General features: G+C 66.8%; 16 protein-coding genes. 4 read left to right on the top strand and 12 right to left on the bottom strand.

Going from position 1 to position 14,348, the window contains the following annotated elements; translation table 11 throughout:
* From Mrose_RS09330 to Mrose_RS09305, 6 genes are all read right to left on the bottom strand, one after another.
* Positions 1-121 (bottom strand): NAD(P)-dependent oxidoreductase (locus Mrose_RS09330; RefSeq protein WP_147371600.1); only part of this gene is annotated, 121 nt, incomplete at its 3' end.
* A 28-nt stretch (positions 122-149) separates the two neighbouring features.
* Positions 150-2,168: a molybdopterin oxidoreductase family protein gene (locus Mrose_RS09325; protein WP_220452309.1), complete on the bottom strand. Its 2,019-nt coding sequence runs from the start codon at positions 2,166-2,168 to the stop codon at positions 150-152.
* Between the two features lie 306 nt (positions 2,169-2,474).
* Complete coding sequence (locus Mrose_RS09320; RefSeq protein WP_119277623.1) at positions 2,475-3,380, bottom strand: hypothetical protein; 906 nt, start codon at positions 3,378-3,380, stop codon at positions 2,475-2,477.
* Between the two features lie 84 nt (positions 3,381-3,464).
* Complete coding sequence (locus Mrose_RS09315; RefSeq protein WP_119277621.1) at positions 3,465-3,851, bottom strand: hypothetical protein; 387 nt, start codon at positions 3,849-3,851, stop codon at positions 3,465-3,467.
* A gap of 44 nt (positions 3,852-3,895) precedes the next feature.
* Positions 3,896-5,497: an amidase family protein gene (locus Mrose_RS09310; protein ID WP_245969778.1), complete on the bottom strand. Its 1,602-nt coding sequence runs from the start codon at positions 5,495-5,497 to the stop codon at positions 3,896-3,898.
* Between the two features lie 74 nt (positions 5,498-5,571).
* The gene (locus Mrose_RS09305; protein ID WP_119277617.1) at positions 5,572-6,750 is read right to left on the bottom strand and encodes a lipid-A-disaccharide synthase-related protein; all 1,179 of its coding nucleotides are present in this window, start codon (positions 6,748-6,750) and stop codon (positions 5,572-5,574) included.
* A gap of 86 nt (positions 6,751-6,836) precedes the next feature.
* Between Mrose_RS09305 and Mrose_RS09300 the strand changes: the two genes are divergently transcribed.
* The 3 genes from Mrose_RS09300 (at position 6,837) to Mrose_RS09290 (ending at position 9,522) form a co-directional block, all read left to right on the top strand.
* Positions 6,837-7,502, top strand: a complete 666-nt coding sequence (locus Mrose_RS09300) for a DUF3108 domain-containing protein (RefSeq protein ID WP_119277615.1) — start codon at positions 6,837-6,839, stop codon at positions 7,500-7,502.
* A gap of 84 nt (positions 7,503-7,586) precedes the next feature.
* Entirely contained in the window at positions 7,587-7,928 is a 342-nt protein-coding gene (locus tag Mrose_RS09295; RefSeq protein ID WP_018466780.1) for an Asp23/Gls24 family envelope stress response protein, read from the top strand.
* Positions 7,921-9,522, top strand: a complete 1,602-nt coding sequence (locus tag Mrose_RS09290; RefSeq protein WP_119277613.1) for a DAK2 domain-containing protein — start codon at positions 7,921-7,923, stop codon at positions 9,520-9,522. The genes Mrose_RS09295 and Mrose_RS09290 overlap by 8 nt, the downstream gene beginning before the upstream one ends.
* A 36-nt stretch (positions 9,523-9,558) precedes the next feature.
* On the opposite strand, the gene Mrose_RS09285 is transcribed toward Mrose_RS09290, so the two are convergent.
* The 3 genes from Mrose_RS09285 to Mrose_RS09275 are packed head-to-tail and all read right to left on the bottom strand — an operon-like array spanning position 9,559 to position 11,487.
* Positions 9,559-10,107, bottom strand: coding sequence for a GNAT family N-acetyltransferase (locus Mrose_RS09285; RefSeq protein ID WP_119277612.1), 549 nt, complete (start codon positions 10,105-10,107; stop codon positions 9,559-9,561).
* Positions 10,108-10,135: 28 nt separating this feature from the next.
* Positions 10,136-10,723 carry a phosphoribosylglycinamide formyltransferase gene (gene purN / locus Mrose_RS09280; RefSeq protein WP_119277610.1) on the bottom strand — a complete coding sequence of 196 codons (588 nt, stop codon included), beginning with the start codon at positions 10,721-10,723 and terminating at the stop codon, positions 10,136-10,138.
* Positions 10,724-10,779: 56 nt separating this feature from the next.
* Entirely contained in the window at positions 10,780-11,487 is a 708-nt protein-coding gene (locus tag Mrose_RS09275) for a gamma-glutamyl-gamma-aminobutyrate hydrolase family protein (RefSeq protein WP_119277608.1), read from the bottom strand.
* 69 nt (positions 11,488-11,556) lie between these two features.
* Here Mrose_RS09275 and lysA point away from each other — a divergent pair, with 69 nt between their 5' ends.
* Positions 11,557-12,735: a diaminopimelate decarboxylase gene (gene lysA / locus Mrose_RS09270; RefSeq protein ID WP_119277606.1), complete on the top strand. Its 1,179-nt coding sequence runs from the start codon at positions 11,557-11,559 to the stop codon at positions 12,733-12,735.
* Between the two features lie 149 nt (positions 12,736-12,884).
* Here the strand turns inward: lysA and Mrose_RS09265 are convergent, their stop codons facing one another.
* The 3 genes from Mrose_RS09265 to Mrose_RS09255 form a co-directional block, all read right to left on the bottom strand.
* Positions 12,885-13,373: a hypothetical protein gene (locus tag Mrose_RS09265; protein ID WP_119277605.1), complete on the bottom strand. Its 489-nt coding sequence runs from the start codon at positions 13,371-13,373 to the stop codon at positions 12,885-12,887.
* A 56-nt stretch (positions 13,374-13,429) separates the two neighbouring features.
* Positions 13,430-13,927 (bottom strand): hypothetical protein, encoded by a 498-nt coding sequence (locus Mrose_RS09260; protein WP_119277603.1) that lies wholly within the window; start codon positions 13,925-13,927, stop codon positions 13,430-13,432.
* A gap of 89 nt (positions 13,928-14,016) precedes the next feature.
* Positions 14,017-14,223 (bottom strand): nucleotidyltransferase domain-containing protein, encoded by a 207-nt coding sequence (locus tag Mrose_RS09255; protein ID WP_182482749.1) that lies wholly within the window; start codon positions 14,221-14,223, stop codon positions 14,017-14,019.
* Between the last annotated feature and the right edge of the window lie 125 nt (positions 14,224-14,348).

Raw genomic sequence — 14,348 nt, 5'->3', positions numbered from 1 at the left:
GGTGCGCATGGGGGGAGAGCAGGGTCACCTTGGCCCCCACCTCCAGCAGACCCCGCACCTTGGCCTCCGTCTCCCAGCCCCCTCCCACGAACAGCACCTCCCTGCCGGTTAGGTTCAGCATCACGGGGTAGTACATGGCTCGGCTCCTCCTAGTCGGCTGCCGCCGTCATGGCTTCGGGCTGGGCGACCGGGGTGAGGGTCACGGCGGCTACCTTGAACTCGGGCATCTGGCAAATGGGGTCGAGCGTCGAGTTCATCAGCCGGTTGATGGCCTGCTGCCCTTCCCAGTGGAAGGGCACGAAGAGGGTGTCGGGGCGAATCTTAGGGTTGTGCTTGACCCGGTAGCGAGCGCTGGCGCGCTGGCTGCTGACCTCGGCCAGTTCACCCTCGACGAGCCCGAGGTGCTGGGCGGTTTCAGGGTGGACCTCCAACAGCGGCTCGGGGTACTTCCTGAAGAGGCGCCCCAAGCGGCGGGTATGGTTGCCGGTGAGGTAGTGATAGAGCACCCGCCCGGTGGTGAGGTAGAGGGGGTAGCGGGCGGTAGGCTCTTCAGCGCTGGGCCGGAAGGGGGTGGGGCTGAAGCGAGCGCGCCCGTCGGCGTGGGCGAAACGCTCGGCGAAGGGTCGGGGTGTGCCGGGGTGGTCTTCGGACGGGCAGGGCCAGAACAGCTCCTCTCCAGCCGCCAGACGCTCCCAGGTGATGCCGTAATAGTCGGCCTTAGCACCCCGCGTGGCCTGGCGCAGCTCGTTGTAGACCTCTTTGGGGCTGCTGTAGCTGAAGTGCCGTCCCGCGCCCAGTCCGGCGGCGAGGGCACAGAGGATCTCCCGGTCGCTCCTGGCTCCGGCGGGGGGAAAGCGCACCGCCCGGCGCAGGACCACGCGGCCCTCGAGGTTGGTCGTGGTGCCGTCTTCCTCGCTCCACAGCGCACCGGGCAGCACCACTCTGGCGTAGCGGGCGGTTTCCGAGAGGAAGGAGTCGATCACCACCAGGTGTTCCATGCGCGCGAGGCTCTCGCGCACCCAGTCCGAGCGCGGGGAAGAGGGGATGGGATTCGAACCCATTACCAGCATCCCCCGGATTTCGCCGCGAGCGATGGCCTGCAAGATCTCGAAGGCCGAGTATCCCTTTGCGGGGAGTTGCTCGGGTTCGACCCCCCACACGCGGGCGACGGCCTGGCGGTCGGCGGGGTCTTCGATGTTGCGGTAGCCCGGCAACTGATCGGCCTTCTGGCCCATCTCGCGTCCACCCTGGCCGTTGGCCTGGCCGGTGAGGGTGCCAAACTCGGCCCCCAGAGCCAGCGCCAGGTTGATGAAAGCCAGGCTGGTGGCCACGCCGCGTGAGTTCTGGTCGGCTCCGCGCCCCGTGAGGATGAGGGCCTTGCGGGCGCTGGCGAGCAGTTCGGCGGCCTGTTCGATCTCGTAAGGCATGAGCCCGCACACCTTCGCGGCCCAGGCTGCCGTACATCCCTGCACGGCCCCCAGGGCCTCCTTGAGCCCCTGGGTGTGCTCGGCGATGAAGCTATGGTTGAGTCGCTGGTCTGTGGCCAGCAGGTAGAGCAGGCTGTTGGCCAGCGCGAGGTCGGTGCCGGGGCGCACCGCCAGGTGCAAGGCGGCGAGGTTGGCCGTGGTGGTGCGTCGGGGATCCACCACGACGAAGCGGGTTCCGCCCTCCTTAGCCCGCTGTAGATGAGGCATCAGCATGGGCAGGCACTCGGCGGCGTTGGAGCCCACCAGCAGGATCACGTCGTGTTGGGGAAGGTCGGCGAGGGGGCGGTTTAGCCCCCGGTCCAGCCCCAGCGCGCGGTTCTGGGCCGCTGCCGCCGCCGACATGCAGTAGCGCCCGTTGTAGTCCACGTGCGGCGTTCCCAGGGCTAACCGGGCGAACTTGCCCAGCAGGTAGGCTTTTTCGTTGCTCAGGCTGCCCCCGCCGTACACCGCGTTGGCGCTCTTGCCGTGCTCGGTGGTGATGTGCTGGAAACCCTGCACGGCCACCTCGAGCGCTTCTTCCCAGCTCACGGGCTCGAGCCGCCCGTTCTTGCGCACCAGGGGGGTCCTCAGGCGGTCGGCGTGCCCCAGCAACTCGCCCGAGGTCAGGCCCAGCACGCAGAGCTTCCCCCCGTTGACGGGGTGGGGCAGGGGTTTGACCGTGCCGTCGGCGTGCAACTGCATCGCGCACTGCATGGCGCAGAAACAGCAGTGGGTAGGGGTACCAGGAACCGTCTCCATAAGGTTGTGTTCTGGGGATGGGAAGCCGGGCCTCCCATGCCGGGAAGTATAGGGGTAGTCATGCAAACTGTCAACAAATTTTTGGTCAACTGATCAACTTATGATTAACACTTTGCAAAAACATGCCCAGTATGAGCAAATTGTCATTTGATTATTTAACATATGGCAAAAGTACATGGTACAAAGTTAATTCCAGTAAAAATTAACCCCCTGGAAACCCAGGGAGTGGTAGCTGAAGCGGGCCCTAGATCAGCGTTTGACCGAACCCACTGCGCCGATGGCCTGGTCATCGCTCAGCGAGCGCAGGCGCTTGCCTAGGTCCTGCCACCACAGCAAGGGGGGGCTCTCGAGCCTGGGCAAGGAGGCGATCTCGGGCTGCTTCTTCCACAGTTTGAAGCGCAGCAGGGCCAGGTTGAGGAAGAGTTCGCGGTACTCTGGCGGGGTGCGCTGGGTGTGGAAGTGAAAGCGAATTCCCCGCGCCTGGGAGAAGGACAAGATGATCGGCACGCCTTCAGGGCCTTGGAGGGGGATTTCCACGGTCTGATCGGGGAAGGTGTAGGCGGTGGCTTCTTCTTCGCTCTGGATCATCCCGATCTCGATTAAGAGCTGGGCAAAGGCCGAGAACTCCAGCCCACTGATCTCGCGGTACAGCCGGTCGATGAGGCCGTAGGTAGGGCTCAGCTCGAAGCGCTCACCAGGCTGCTCGGCCCACCACATCGCGTACTGACCCCTGGGGGGCATGAGCGAAGCCTGGATGAACAGCCGGTCCTGCCGCGCCACCTCGCCTACGTCGTCGGGGTAGATGGCGAAGAGGTCGTCGGTGCTGTAAAAAACCGGCTTGAGGCGGCCAAATTTCCGCGCGATCTCGTATACCGCCATGAAGTGTCCGGCGGCCTTCTCATCGGCTTCGGGGTAGAAGAACAGGTCATACTCGCCATCCGGAGCCCTGACCCGCAAGGGAACCACCAGCACCCCCTGACGGGTGACCCGCACCACGTCGGCCTCGAGCACCTGCAACTGCGAGCCGCGAAAGCAGGTCTCCACGGCGGTGATGAAGTGCAGGGTGGGGGTATGCGCGGTGAGGGGGCCCTCGAGCCACACCCTGGGCCAGTCGGCGGGAGCATTTGTGATGAGTTCGATAGGCCCGGACCGCACGAGCCTTAAGCTACCGTAGGTAGAACGCCCAACGCAAAGATACGCCGCTTGGCGATGGGGAGTTGGGCTTCGCCGACCGCTTCCTCACTGCCCCGTCTCGATGAAGCGCCACCACAGCAGAAAGCCCGCGAAGCTCGCCCAGAAGAGATAGGGGCCGATGCGCTCAGGCGCTTTACTGAGGCTCTCGCGTAGCCAGCCTCCGGGCTCGAGGCCGCTCACGCCGTAGAGGATCAGCACCGTCAGTAGGCCGTAGGCGGAGTGCAGCCAGGGCGAGCCCCCGGAAATCACGAAACGAAACAGCAAATCCAAGACGAAACCGGCCATCGCCAGGCCCACCAACCCCTTGAACAAACGCAACTGCCACGCCGCAGGCTCGCGCACCAGCAAGGGCAGGCTCAGCAGCGCGCTGAGCGCGAGGGCGGGTAGCAGCAAGAGCACCAGCAGGTCGCGCAGGGTGGAGACGATTATCATGAGGCTCAATCTACGCCATAAGGTCGTACGCCGTACGCCAGACGCTAAAGCCGGGGCGGGCGGCGCACGCCGAGCCGGCTCGAGATCGCTTGGGCCAAGGAGATCAGATAGGCATCCTCGAGCAGGTCCCCCACCAGCGAAACCCCCACCGGTTCACCGGAGTCGCGGTAGCCTGCCGGGAAGTTGAGAACGGGGAAGCCGGAAGTCGAGGTGTAGAGCGAGAGGCTGTTGCCGATGGCCATGAGCACCGTGGCCTGGCTTTGCGTCATCAACTCCCGCAAGGCCGCCATGCCCATCTTGCGGTTGTGCAGGGCGAGTTCGCGGTACTGATCGGCGGTCATGGCCTCGTCCTGGGAGGCTTGCAGCAGGTCCTGGCCGTAGGGAGCGGCCACCGGGTTCTGGGTGTTGAAGGCGATTACCTGCTCGAGGCTTCCGATGGGGGCTCCGGTGGCCTCGAGGTAGGCGTTGACTCCCTGGCGCAGGCCGTAGCGCAGCACGGGGAGCATCTCGAGTTTGGCCTGAGGGTAGGGTACGGGTACCACTTCCGCCCCCGCCTCGCGCAGGCTCTGGGCCACGCGCTCCATCACGGCCTGGTCGCCCTCGCGCTGCACGTGCTGCACCCAGCCCACCCTCAGCCCCTCGAGCGACAGCGGGGCCGGAACCCTGGCAAACTCCCCGACCCTGGGGTGCAGCGCCCGCTGGGTGAGGGGGTCGTTGGGATCGTGCGCGGCCAGCACGCACATGAGCACGGCCAAGTCGGCGGCGTTTTTGGTCATGGGGCCGGCGGTGTCCTGCGCGTCGGTGATGGGGATAATGCGGTCGCGGCTGACCAGCCCCAGGGTGGGCTTGAGGGTGAAGAGGCTGTTCTGGGCGGCAGGATAGATGAGCGAGCCCGAGGTCTCGCTGCCGATTCCCGCTACGGCCAGGTTGGCCGCCACCGCCGAGGCGGTTCCGCTGCTGCTGCCTCCCACGTCGAAGGGGCCGTAGGGGTTGCGGGTGTGGCCCCCCAGGGCACTGAAGCCGTTGACCGAGGTGCTACTCATGAAATTGGCCCACTCCGAGAGGTTGTTCTTGCCCAGGATCACCGCCCCGGCCTCCACGAGCCTTCGCGTGACGAAGGCGTCGCGGTCGGGGGTGGCGTCGCGCAGCGCGGCGGCTCCGGCGGTGGTGTGCATGGGGGCGGCGGTGGCGATGTTGTCTTTTAGGCACAGGGGGATGCCGTGGAGTGGGCCGCGCACACGGCCCTGCTGGCGCTCGAGGTCGCGCTCGCGGGCCTGCTCGAGGGCCAGGGGGTTGAGCTCGAGGTAGGCGCCAAGCCGGTCGTTGTAGCGGCGGATGCGCTCTAAGTAAAAGAGGGTGAGTTGCTCGGAACTCACCTCGCCCGCCCCCATCGCGACCTGAAGCTCCTGGATGCTCGAGGACTGGCTCAGGTGCTCGAGGCGCTCGAGGAGGGTGGGCTCGAGACGGGCTAGGGCTTCCTCGAAAGGCGAAAAGTCCAGCTTTCGCCGCAACGGATATTCGTGCTGGGCGGTTTGTTCCTGGACCTGTCGCGCTACGAAGCTGTCCCAGTCGCGCTGGGGGCTACCGGGCTTATCCGACTGCCCGGCCTGGGCCGCGGAGGCCGAGGGGGAGGACTGCTGGCTCATGACGCCCCACACTATCAGACGCCTCGCCTCGAGCCTGTAGACCGCATCACGACCGTAGGGCGTTTTGCGTTTGACTATGAGCTATCGACCTTCGACCATCGACGCAAGTGCCAATCTATGTCTCCGGCGATACGCTCCGCTCCTCCCGGCTCGCCCATCGCGGCCTTGCCGTCGGCCTGGGCGGCGGCGTAGCGGGTGGGGTCGGAGAGCAACTCGAGCCCGGCTCGAGCAATGGTTTCGGGGTTGGGTTCCGTCAGGGTCAGGGCCTGTCCCAGCATCCTCTGCTGGGCCTGGGCGAAGGGGAGGGTGTATTGGGGGCCGGCGGTGGGGAACCCTACCAGGGGCACGCCGAACCCTGCGGCCTGTTCGGCGGCGGTCCCGCTGGTCGAGAGGGCCAGACGAGCCCCCTCGAGCGCTCGCCGAAAGGCTTCTGTGGCCAAGTGGACTACGGTGCCGTCGGGGTGGATCAGGCGCAGCACCACGCCCTCGGCCTTTCCGGTGGCTTCTCTGGCCCATCCGGGGGTTTGCAGGCTGCCCAGCTCGAGGCCCGCCCAGGCCACCACCGGGGTCAGGCCACTGGGGCGCAGCAGGCGGCAGGCCTCGAGCATCCTCGGCAGGCTGTAGTAGGCGTCGGGGCGCGAGCCGGGCAGCAGCAGCAGGTAGGGCGGGGGAGGCTCGAGGCCAGCCTCGCCGCTCACCGCGTCGAGCATGGGGTTGCCCAGGTACTCGGCCTGGGCGATGCCGTGGGCGCACAGCCACCGGGCCCCCTCGGCCTCGCGGGGGTAGACCCGCACGGCGCTTCGCATGAGGAAGCGCTCGAGGCCCGTGTACGCGCGGTCTACCCGCCCACCCTGCCCCTGCCAGGCCCGCAGCGAAACCCGCGACTGCACCAAAAAGGTGGGCTTGCGGCCAAAGATGCGGGCTACCGCCAGGGCGTAGAGGTCGCCCACGGCCACGATGGCCTCCGACCGGGCGGCTACCCGGCGGGCCGCCTGCCAGTGCCCCAGGCTCATCGCCAGCCAGCCCGCCCGCAGGTCGCGCAGGAAGGCCGTGGGGTCATCGAGCACGAAGCCTCCGGAGGGCATCTGTTGGCGCGGGCCGTGCACGGCGAAACCCGCCCGCTCGTAGGCCGTGCCCCGGCCCACCAGCGGCAGCGCCTCGAGGCCGTGCCCCAGCGCCTGGAGCTTCTGCCCGATGGCCGTGGCGATGATGTCTTCGCCGTGGCCGTTGGAGATCAGCAGAATGCGGCCCATAGAGCCTTACAAGTCTAGCAGCTACGTGGTTTTGGTCATTCCCTAATCCCCACTTTTCAGCCTGCTTGGTAAGCTGGCGGTGAGCGATGAAGTTTGCCTGGCCCCTCCTGTTTTGCCTGAGCGTCCTCGGCCCATCCGCCTGGGCCGCCAGGGGGGTGCCGTGGGCTTCGGGGGAGAAGCTGGTCTACCGCTTTAGCTGGGTGGGCCTCGAAGCTGGCGAATTGCACGTGACGGCCACCGCCCAGGCCGGGGGCTGGCGCTTCGAGGGAAGGCTGATCCCCAAGGGGCTGGGGGTGCTGCTGGGCTATGGCTACGAGGTGGAGAGCCTGGTGGACGAGGAACTCTACACCCTGCGCTTTTCCAAGACCCTCATCGAGCCTTTCAGGGGCACTACCCGCCTCCTGGCCGAGCGCTCGGCCAGCCAGGAGCCGCTGGCGGTGACCATCATCGAGCCTGACGGCCAGAAGCACGGCTACAAAGCCGACGTGCGCCCGGTGCTCGACGACCTCTCGGTGCTGTACTTCCTGCGACTCAACCCCGAAGCCAGGGTCGTGCAGATGGTGGATTTCAAAGCGATCATCCTGAGCAGACCCGAGGTCTTGGGCAAGGACAAAGAGGGGCTGCTGGGCTACCGCATCGCCCAGAACGGGGCCACCATCGAGATCTGGCTGCGCAACGACGCCCGCCGCACCCCGGTGTTCCTAGCCTTCGGGCGGGATTGGGGCCGCCTCGAGGCGCGGCTGATAGAATAACGCCGATAGCTGAGCGAATAGCCGCTGGCCCATAGCTGAGTTTTAGCTGTGAGCCGCTCATCCTCAGCGCTTTTGGAGGCTTGCTTGAAAGGCAATATCACCGTAACCGAAGGGGCCTTGGCCGCCATCGTAGCCCTGGCCGCCCATGAAGTGCCCGGCGTGGTGGGCATGAGCCCCGCCGGAATTCGCGATTCGATCAGCCGCATCCTGGGAAAGACCGAGGCCAGCGAAGGGGTAGTGGTCAAGCCCGATCCCGCCGCTCCCGGTAAATACGTGGCCGACCTTTACGTGGTGGTGGCCTTTGGCTCGCGTATCCCCGCCGTGGTGGACAACATCGGCGAGCGGGTTCACTGGGCGGCCAAGAGCCTCGCCGGCACCGAGCTCTCGGCGGTGCGAGTCCACGTGGTGGGGGTGAGCCGTGGCTGAGAGCCTGACCCCTGGTGCCGTAGCCGAGGCTTTCCGCTACGCCACCGATTGGTTCGCCGTCTACGTCGAGGAGACCAACGCCCTCAACGTCTATCCCGTCCCCGACGGCGATACCGGCACCAACATGTACCTCACGCTGCAATCGGTGCGGCGGGAGTTGGACCTGGCCGACACCTCCCGCATGAGCGAGGTGGCGCGGGCCATCAGTTACGGCTCGCTGCTGGGAGCGCGTGGCAACTCCGGAGTGATCACCTCGCAGATCCTCAAGGGCTTCTCCGAGGCCATCAAGAACGAGCCCATCCTGACGCCTCCCCTGCTGGTGCGGGCCCTCGAGCAGGGCCAACAGGCCGGTTACAGGGCCGTGATGAAGCCGGTGGAGGGCACCATTCTCACCGTCATTCGCGGCCTGGCCGAGGGGGCTAGGGCGCTGGGGGAGAGGGCCAGCAGCATCGAGGAGGTGCTCGAGGCCGCTTTGGCGGCGGGCCGCGAGGCACTGGAGGGCACGCCTGAACTGCTGCCGGTGCTCAAGCAGGCCGGGGTGGTCGATGCCGGGGGCGCGGGCCTGATCCGCCTGGTCGAGGGTTTGCAGGGCTACCTGCTGGGCCTGCCCCTGCCCGAGCCCCCCAAGATCGAGAAGTACGCCCAGACCGCCTTCGAGCAGGAAGACTTCGGCTACTGCACCGAGTTCCTCATGGAAGGCGTGGCCGAGCCGGTGGAGAAGATACGCGAGATGGTTTCGCCCTACGGCGACTCGCTCTTGGTGGTGGGGGCCGAGGGCTACGTCAAGGGCCACATCCACACCAACGATCCCGACGGCCTGCTGAGCCTGGTGGCCCGCTACGGCAAGATGGTGCGCACCAAGGTCGAGGACATGTCCCAGCAGCACACCGAGATCCTGAGCATGGCCGGGGCCGCCGACGAGGCCGCGCCTCCTACTGGGCTGGTGGTGGTGGCGGCGGGCTGGGGCGTGGTCAAGGCTTTCCGCGGTTTTGGGGCCCGTGTGGTGGCGGGCGGTCAGACCGCCAACCCCAGCGTGCAGGACATCCTCGACGCCATCAAGAGCCTGCCCAATCCCAACGTCATCGTGCTGCCCAACAACGCCAACGTGATCATGAGCGCCAACCAGGCCGCCGAGCTGGCCAAGGGGGCGGGCAAGAACGTGGTGGTGGTTCCTACCCGTACCCTAGGGGCGGGGCTGGCGGCTGCGGTGGTCTACCAGGCCGAGGCCGAGCCCGCCGAGTTGGTTCCCGAGATGGAGGAGGCTGCCGCCAGAGCCGTGACCCTCGAGGTCACCCGCGCCAGCCGTGACGCGAGCTTGGAGGGCCTGGACATCAAGGAGGGCAAGCCCATCGGCCTGAAGAACGACAAACTCGTCGTGGTGGCCGACACCCCCGAGGAAGCCCTGATCAACCTGGTGCGCCTGACCGTCGCCGAGAACGAATACGAGATCATGACCCTCTTTCACGGGGCCGCGGTGGAGCGGGAGAAGCTCGATGAGCTGCTCTCCTCCCTGAACGCTCAGTTCGAGGACCTCAGCATCGAGGTGCTGCCGGGCGGCCCCGACCTCTACGACTACCTGGCCGCGATTGAGTAGTGAGTAGATAGTCTTGCCAATTCGCCGATAGCTGCCTCAGCGCCGCTGTTCGCGCCACTCCCTCTGCAGGAGGGCATAGTGGTACTCGCTGCTCCAGCGGCCCTTGAGCCACAGGCTCTCGATCGTTTGCCCCTCCAGCCGCATTCCCAACTGGATCATCAGGTGCCAGGCGGCGTGGTTTTCCACGTCGGCGCTGGCGTGCACCCGGTGCAGTTTCAAATCCTCGAAGAGGTACTCCAGCAGCCGCTCCAGCGCCTCGCGGGCGTAGCCCTGCCGCTGATGCCGCGTGGCCAGGGTGACGACGATCCGGGCCTGCTGGCCGTCCTCGAGCCACAAAAACGCGCACTCGCCCAGGGTTTCGCCGCTGCTCTTGGATTCGATGGCCATGTGGAACCACTGCCCCGGCGTGGGCCGGGCCCGCGTGGCCTCCTCGAGGAAGGCCAGGGCTTTCTCCCTGGGGTAAGGCACGTCCCAGCTTTGGTAGCGGGCTACCTGGGGATCGGAGCGGTAAGCGATTAAGGCTTCCAGGTCGCGCGGTTCGAACTGGCGCAGGATCAGGCGGGGGGTCTCGAGGCGAAAGGGCATGGGTTGAACCTCCAGGGGGTCTCTTGGATCAATCGAGGCGGATCTCACCACTGATGATCTTGCCCAGGGTCTCGACCAGGAAAGCGTGTTCGCGCTCGAGCACCCGCTGGGCCAGCGTCTGGGGGGTGTCGTCCGGGAGCACCGGGACGCGGGTCTGGGCCAGGATGGCTCCGTGGTCGTATTCTTCGTCCACGAGGTGGATGGTTGCGCCGCTCTCGCGCTCGCCCGCCTCGATCACCGCTTTGTGCACGTTCATGCCGTACATCCCCTGCCCGCCGAACTTGGGCAGCAGGGCCGGGTGGATGTTGACGATGCGGTTGCGGTAGGCCGCCAGGGTTCGCGGCCCGAGTTTCTTCATGTAGCCCACCAGCACCACCAACTCGACCTCGTGCCGCTGCAGGGTCTGGAGGATGGCCTCGTCCAATCCCTCGCCGTGGGTGTGGCTCGAGAGGTGATAGGCGGGGATGCCCTCCCGCCGGGCCCGCTCGAGCGCTCCCGAAGCGCTGTTGTTGGAGATCACCACCCGTGGCGTGGCGAGAAGTCGCCCGCTCTTGCAGGCGTCGATCACCGCTTGCAGGTTACTGCCCCTTCCCGAGGCGAGAAAGCCGAGGTTCACGGGGGTATCCTAAAAGGTCGGTAGTCGATAGTCGATAGCCAATGCCCGGGCTCTGGTTATCGGCTATCGAGCACCGACACGCTGGCCGCCTCGACGAAGGCCCGGAAGATGCCCCACTGCTCGGGCAGGAGTTCGGGGTGCCACTGCACGCCCAGGTAGAAGGGGTGCCCCTCGAGCACCACCGCCTCCACCACGCCGTCGGGGGCGACGGCGACCGCACGCAGGCCGGGAGCGAGGTCCTTGAGGGCCTGGTGGTGGTAGGAGTTGACCCGCAAGCGTCGGGGGAACAAAGCCTCCAGCGGGCTTCTGGCGGTCTGCTCGAGGCTGTGCCCCAACACCCCCGACTCCGACTTTTGGTAGTGCTGGATGGCCCTGAAGCCCTGAGCGGGCAGGTCCTGGTAGAGGCTGCCCCCCAGCGCCACGTTCATCACCTGGATGCCCCGGCAGATGCCCAGCAGGGGGATGCCGTGCTGGGCGGCGTAGCGGGCCAGTTCCAGCTCGAGGGCGTCGCGCTCGGGTGAGACCTCGCCCATCTCGGGGATGGGCTCCTCGCCGAAGTGAACGGGGTCTATGTCCACCCCGCCGGGCAGCAGGATGCCGTCGAGCCTGCGGGCGATCTCGAGCGGGTGAGCCTGGGGCGGGATCACCACCACGCTGGCCCCCTGGGCCTCGAGGGCCCTGACGTAGGGCTCGAGCAGGCCCCAGATCTTGGTGCGGATGAGTTCGCCGGTGGTGCGGTACTGGGCAGCGACGCCGATGAGCATGGCCGTATTCTTGCATGAGTCGTGCACTTGGCACATCGCTCTCAGGATGCTGCGGGTAATCTGGGACGGATGAGCGGCCTCAACCCCCGATTCCGCCAGGCGTTGCAAGCGGCCCTCGAGCGCTACGAGACGCCTTTTTATGCCTATGACCTGACCTCGATCCAGGCTAAAGTAAGCGCCCTCAGAGCGGCTTTCCCCCAGGCTGAGCTGTTCTTCGCCATGAAAGCCAACCCTCGCCTGGGCATCTTGCGGCGGCTGCTGGGGTTGGGAGTCTTTCTCGAGGCGGTGAGCCTGGGGGAGGTGCGCCGGGCCTATGCCGCCGGTTTCAAGCGTAAGGAGGTCTTGCTCAACGGGCCACTCAAGACCCCCGCCATGCTCGCCGAGCTCAAGGAGATCGGCGTGCCCATCCTGGGCCTGGACTCCCTGCCCGACGCTGAGCGGGTGACCCGCCACCTGCCCGGCAGCCACGTCATCCTGCGGGTCAACCCCGACCTGCCGGTGCTCACCCACGACCACCTCGCTACCGGGCGGGGCGAGAGCAAGTTTGGCATCCTGCCGCAGGACATAGGGCGGGCCCTCAAGATCGCGCGGGCCGGAGACCTCGACGTGTTGGGCCTGCACGTGCATCTGGGCTCGGCCCTCGAGCGCGCCGAGGACTTCCACGCCGGATACGCGCTCATGGAGCAGCTGTACAAGGAACACGGCCCCTTCGAGGTGCTCAACCTGGGCGGGGGCTTTGGCCTGGGCTTAGACCTCACCCGCCTGGCTCCGGCGGCGCTGGGGCTGGCCGAGCGCCTGGGGGTGGAGCTGTGGCTCGAGCCGGGCCGCTATCTGGTGGCCGAGGCCGGGGTGCTGGTCACCCGCACCTGGGGCCTCAAGCAGACCCGGCGCAAATTCCTGCTGGTGGACGCGGGGATGAGCCATTTGTTGCGCCCGATGCTGTATGGTGCCCAGCACCCGGTGGAGCCGCTCTACAAAGGAGGAGCGCCCCAGACCTTCGACCTGGCCGGACCCGCCTGCGAGAGCGGGGACATCCTGGCCAAAGACCTAACCCTGCCCACCCCTAAGGAGGGCGATGCTTTGGCGATTATGCAGGCGGGGGCCTACGGCAGTAGCATGAGCAGCAATTACCTCGACACCCCCAGGCCGCTCGAGCTGTTGTGGACGGGCGAGGAGTGGGAGGTGCTGCGCCGGCGGCAGAGCTGGGAGAGCCTGCTGCTGGAGGAACAGCCCGGTGAGGGGGGATAGCGGAGGCGCGTGGCCCGCGAGGGTCGAGGGCTTGGAGGGCGGGAAGCAAAAGGCGGGTGACTCGTCCCTACAACCTTCAGCGTTGGGCATTTCGCCGCGTACGACGTAAGACGCAGGACGTACGACCCCTGGCCATTGACCCTCGACGCTTACTGCAAATTGGGCGGAAAAACCTGCCGGGTGAGCGGGTTCTTGATCACCCAGTTGAACAGACTCTGGGCGAAGCCGCTGTCCTCGATACTCCTGGCCACCAGATCGGGGATGCGGTCGGAGGGGTATTGCAGTGATCCAGTGGAAGCCTTGTACTGCGCAGGGAAGGAGACCCAGATGCACACCGCAAGGAACAATCCCCAGATCAACCCGCCCGCCCCCCCGATGACGCCCTCGGTCATGTTGGAGAAGCGGGGCAGCGGGACTAGCTGGGACAGCGCGCCTGAGCCGACTCCTAAAATCACGGCCAGAACGCTGCCCAGCCAGGGGTTCTCGTGTATGGGCAGGAATTGCGCCAGCACCACGTAGACCACCAGCGCGGGCACCACCGCGAGGGTAAACGGAGCACCCCTGCGCACCCCGTAGGCCAGCGACAGGGCGATCACGAAAAAGACCACCACATCCAGCAAGGAGACTTCGACCCTCATTACCAAAGCAGTATACCCAGCCGGGGCCGGTCCTCAGGCCGGATTTGGACAGCCGTCTAAAGCCGGGCCTCGAGCCAGCCCCCCTCCTGGATGGCCTGCAGCGTGGGCTGCACGACCTCGAGGTGCTCCTCGCACACCACGGCCTGCACTTCTATGAAGGTTTCCCAATACAACTGCAAGGCCGCGATGCCCCGCCGCTCGAAGGCCCCGGCCTTCCACCCCACCGCCAGCTTGTGGGCACGGCTCCAGGGCGACTCGCGCCCGAGGGCGCGGTAGAGCAGGTCGAAGTAGCGGTTCTCGCTCTCGATGAACAGCCGCTTGTGCACCGCCATCAACCGCGCGGTGCCCAGTCCCAGCCCCAGCGTCGCGTAGATCACCTGGGAGGGGTCCTGGCGCTCGAGCCCCCCCAGCACCTTGTGCACCTCCTCCGCGCTGGTGAGCAGCTCGTAGCTCACGAAGGCGTCGGCCTCGGGCTCCAGCCCCTCCCAGGTGAAGGCCTCGGCCTCGGCCTTTAGCCGGGCCAGCTCGCCGTGCGGGTCGTACAAGACGCGCATCTGGCGCAGTCCCGGCACTGCCCAGACGGCGTCCTGGGGCCGGGAGAGCTCGGCGCGCTGGGCCTGTGGGGTGAGCTTCTTGAGGCTGATCAGGCGGCCCCCGAGCGGTGGCGCAGGGTGTAGCGCTCGGCCTGCTCCTCGGGTGCTCGTGGCACGAAGATGTTGAGGTCCAGGTCGCTGTAGCGCTGCCCCTGGCTCCGGGCGAAGCTGCCCAGCAGCCCCACCCCAACCGCCTCGGGCGGGACGAACTCCTCGAGCACCTCAGCGATCAGAGGTTCGGACGAGGGGTGGTCCATGGCCTCCATCCTAGGGGGTGGCCCGGCGCCGGCTGCGTGATTGGCGCGTTACCAGGGCGCGGCTACGGCTGGCGTTGGCGTGTCGGAGTGAGGAGGGGTGGAATGCCCTCGAGCTGCCCCCCTCG

The organism is Calidithermus roseus, assembly GCF_003574095.1.
Classification (GTDB): domain Bacteria; phylum Deinococcota; class Deinococci; order Deinococcales; family Thermaceae; genus Calidithermus; species Calidithermus roseus.
The sequence above is the reverse complement of the archived record's forward strand: the minus strand, read 5'-3'. Positions and strand labels throughout refer to the sequence as shown.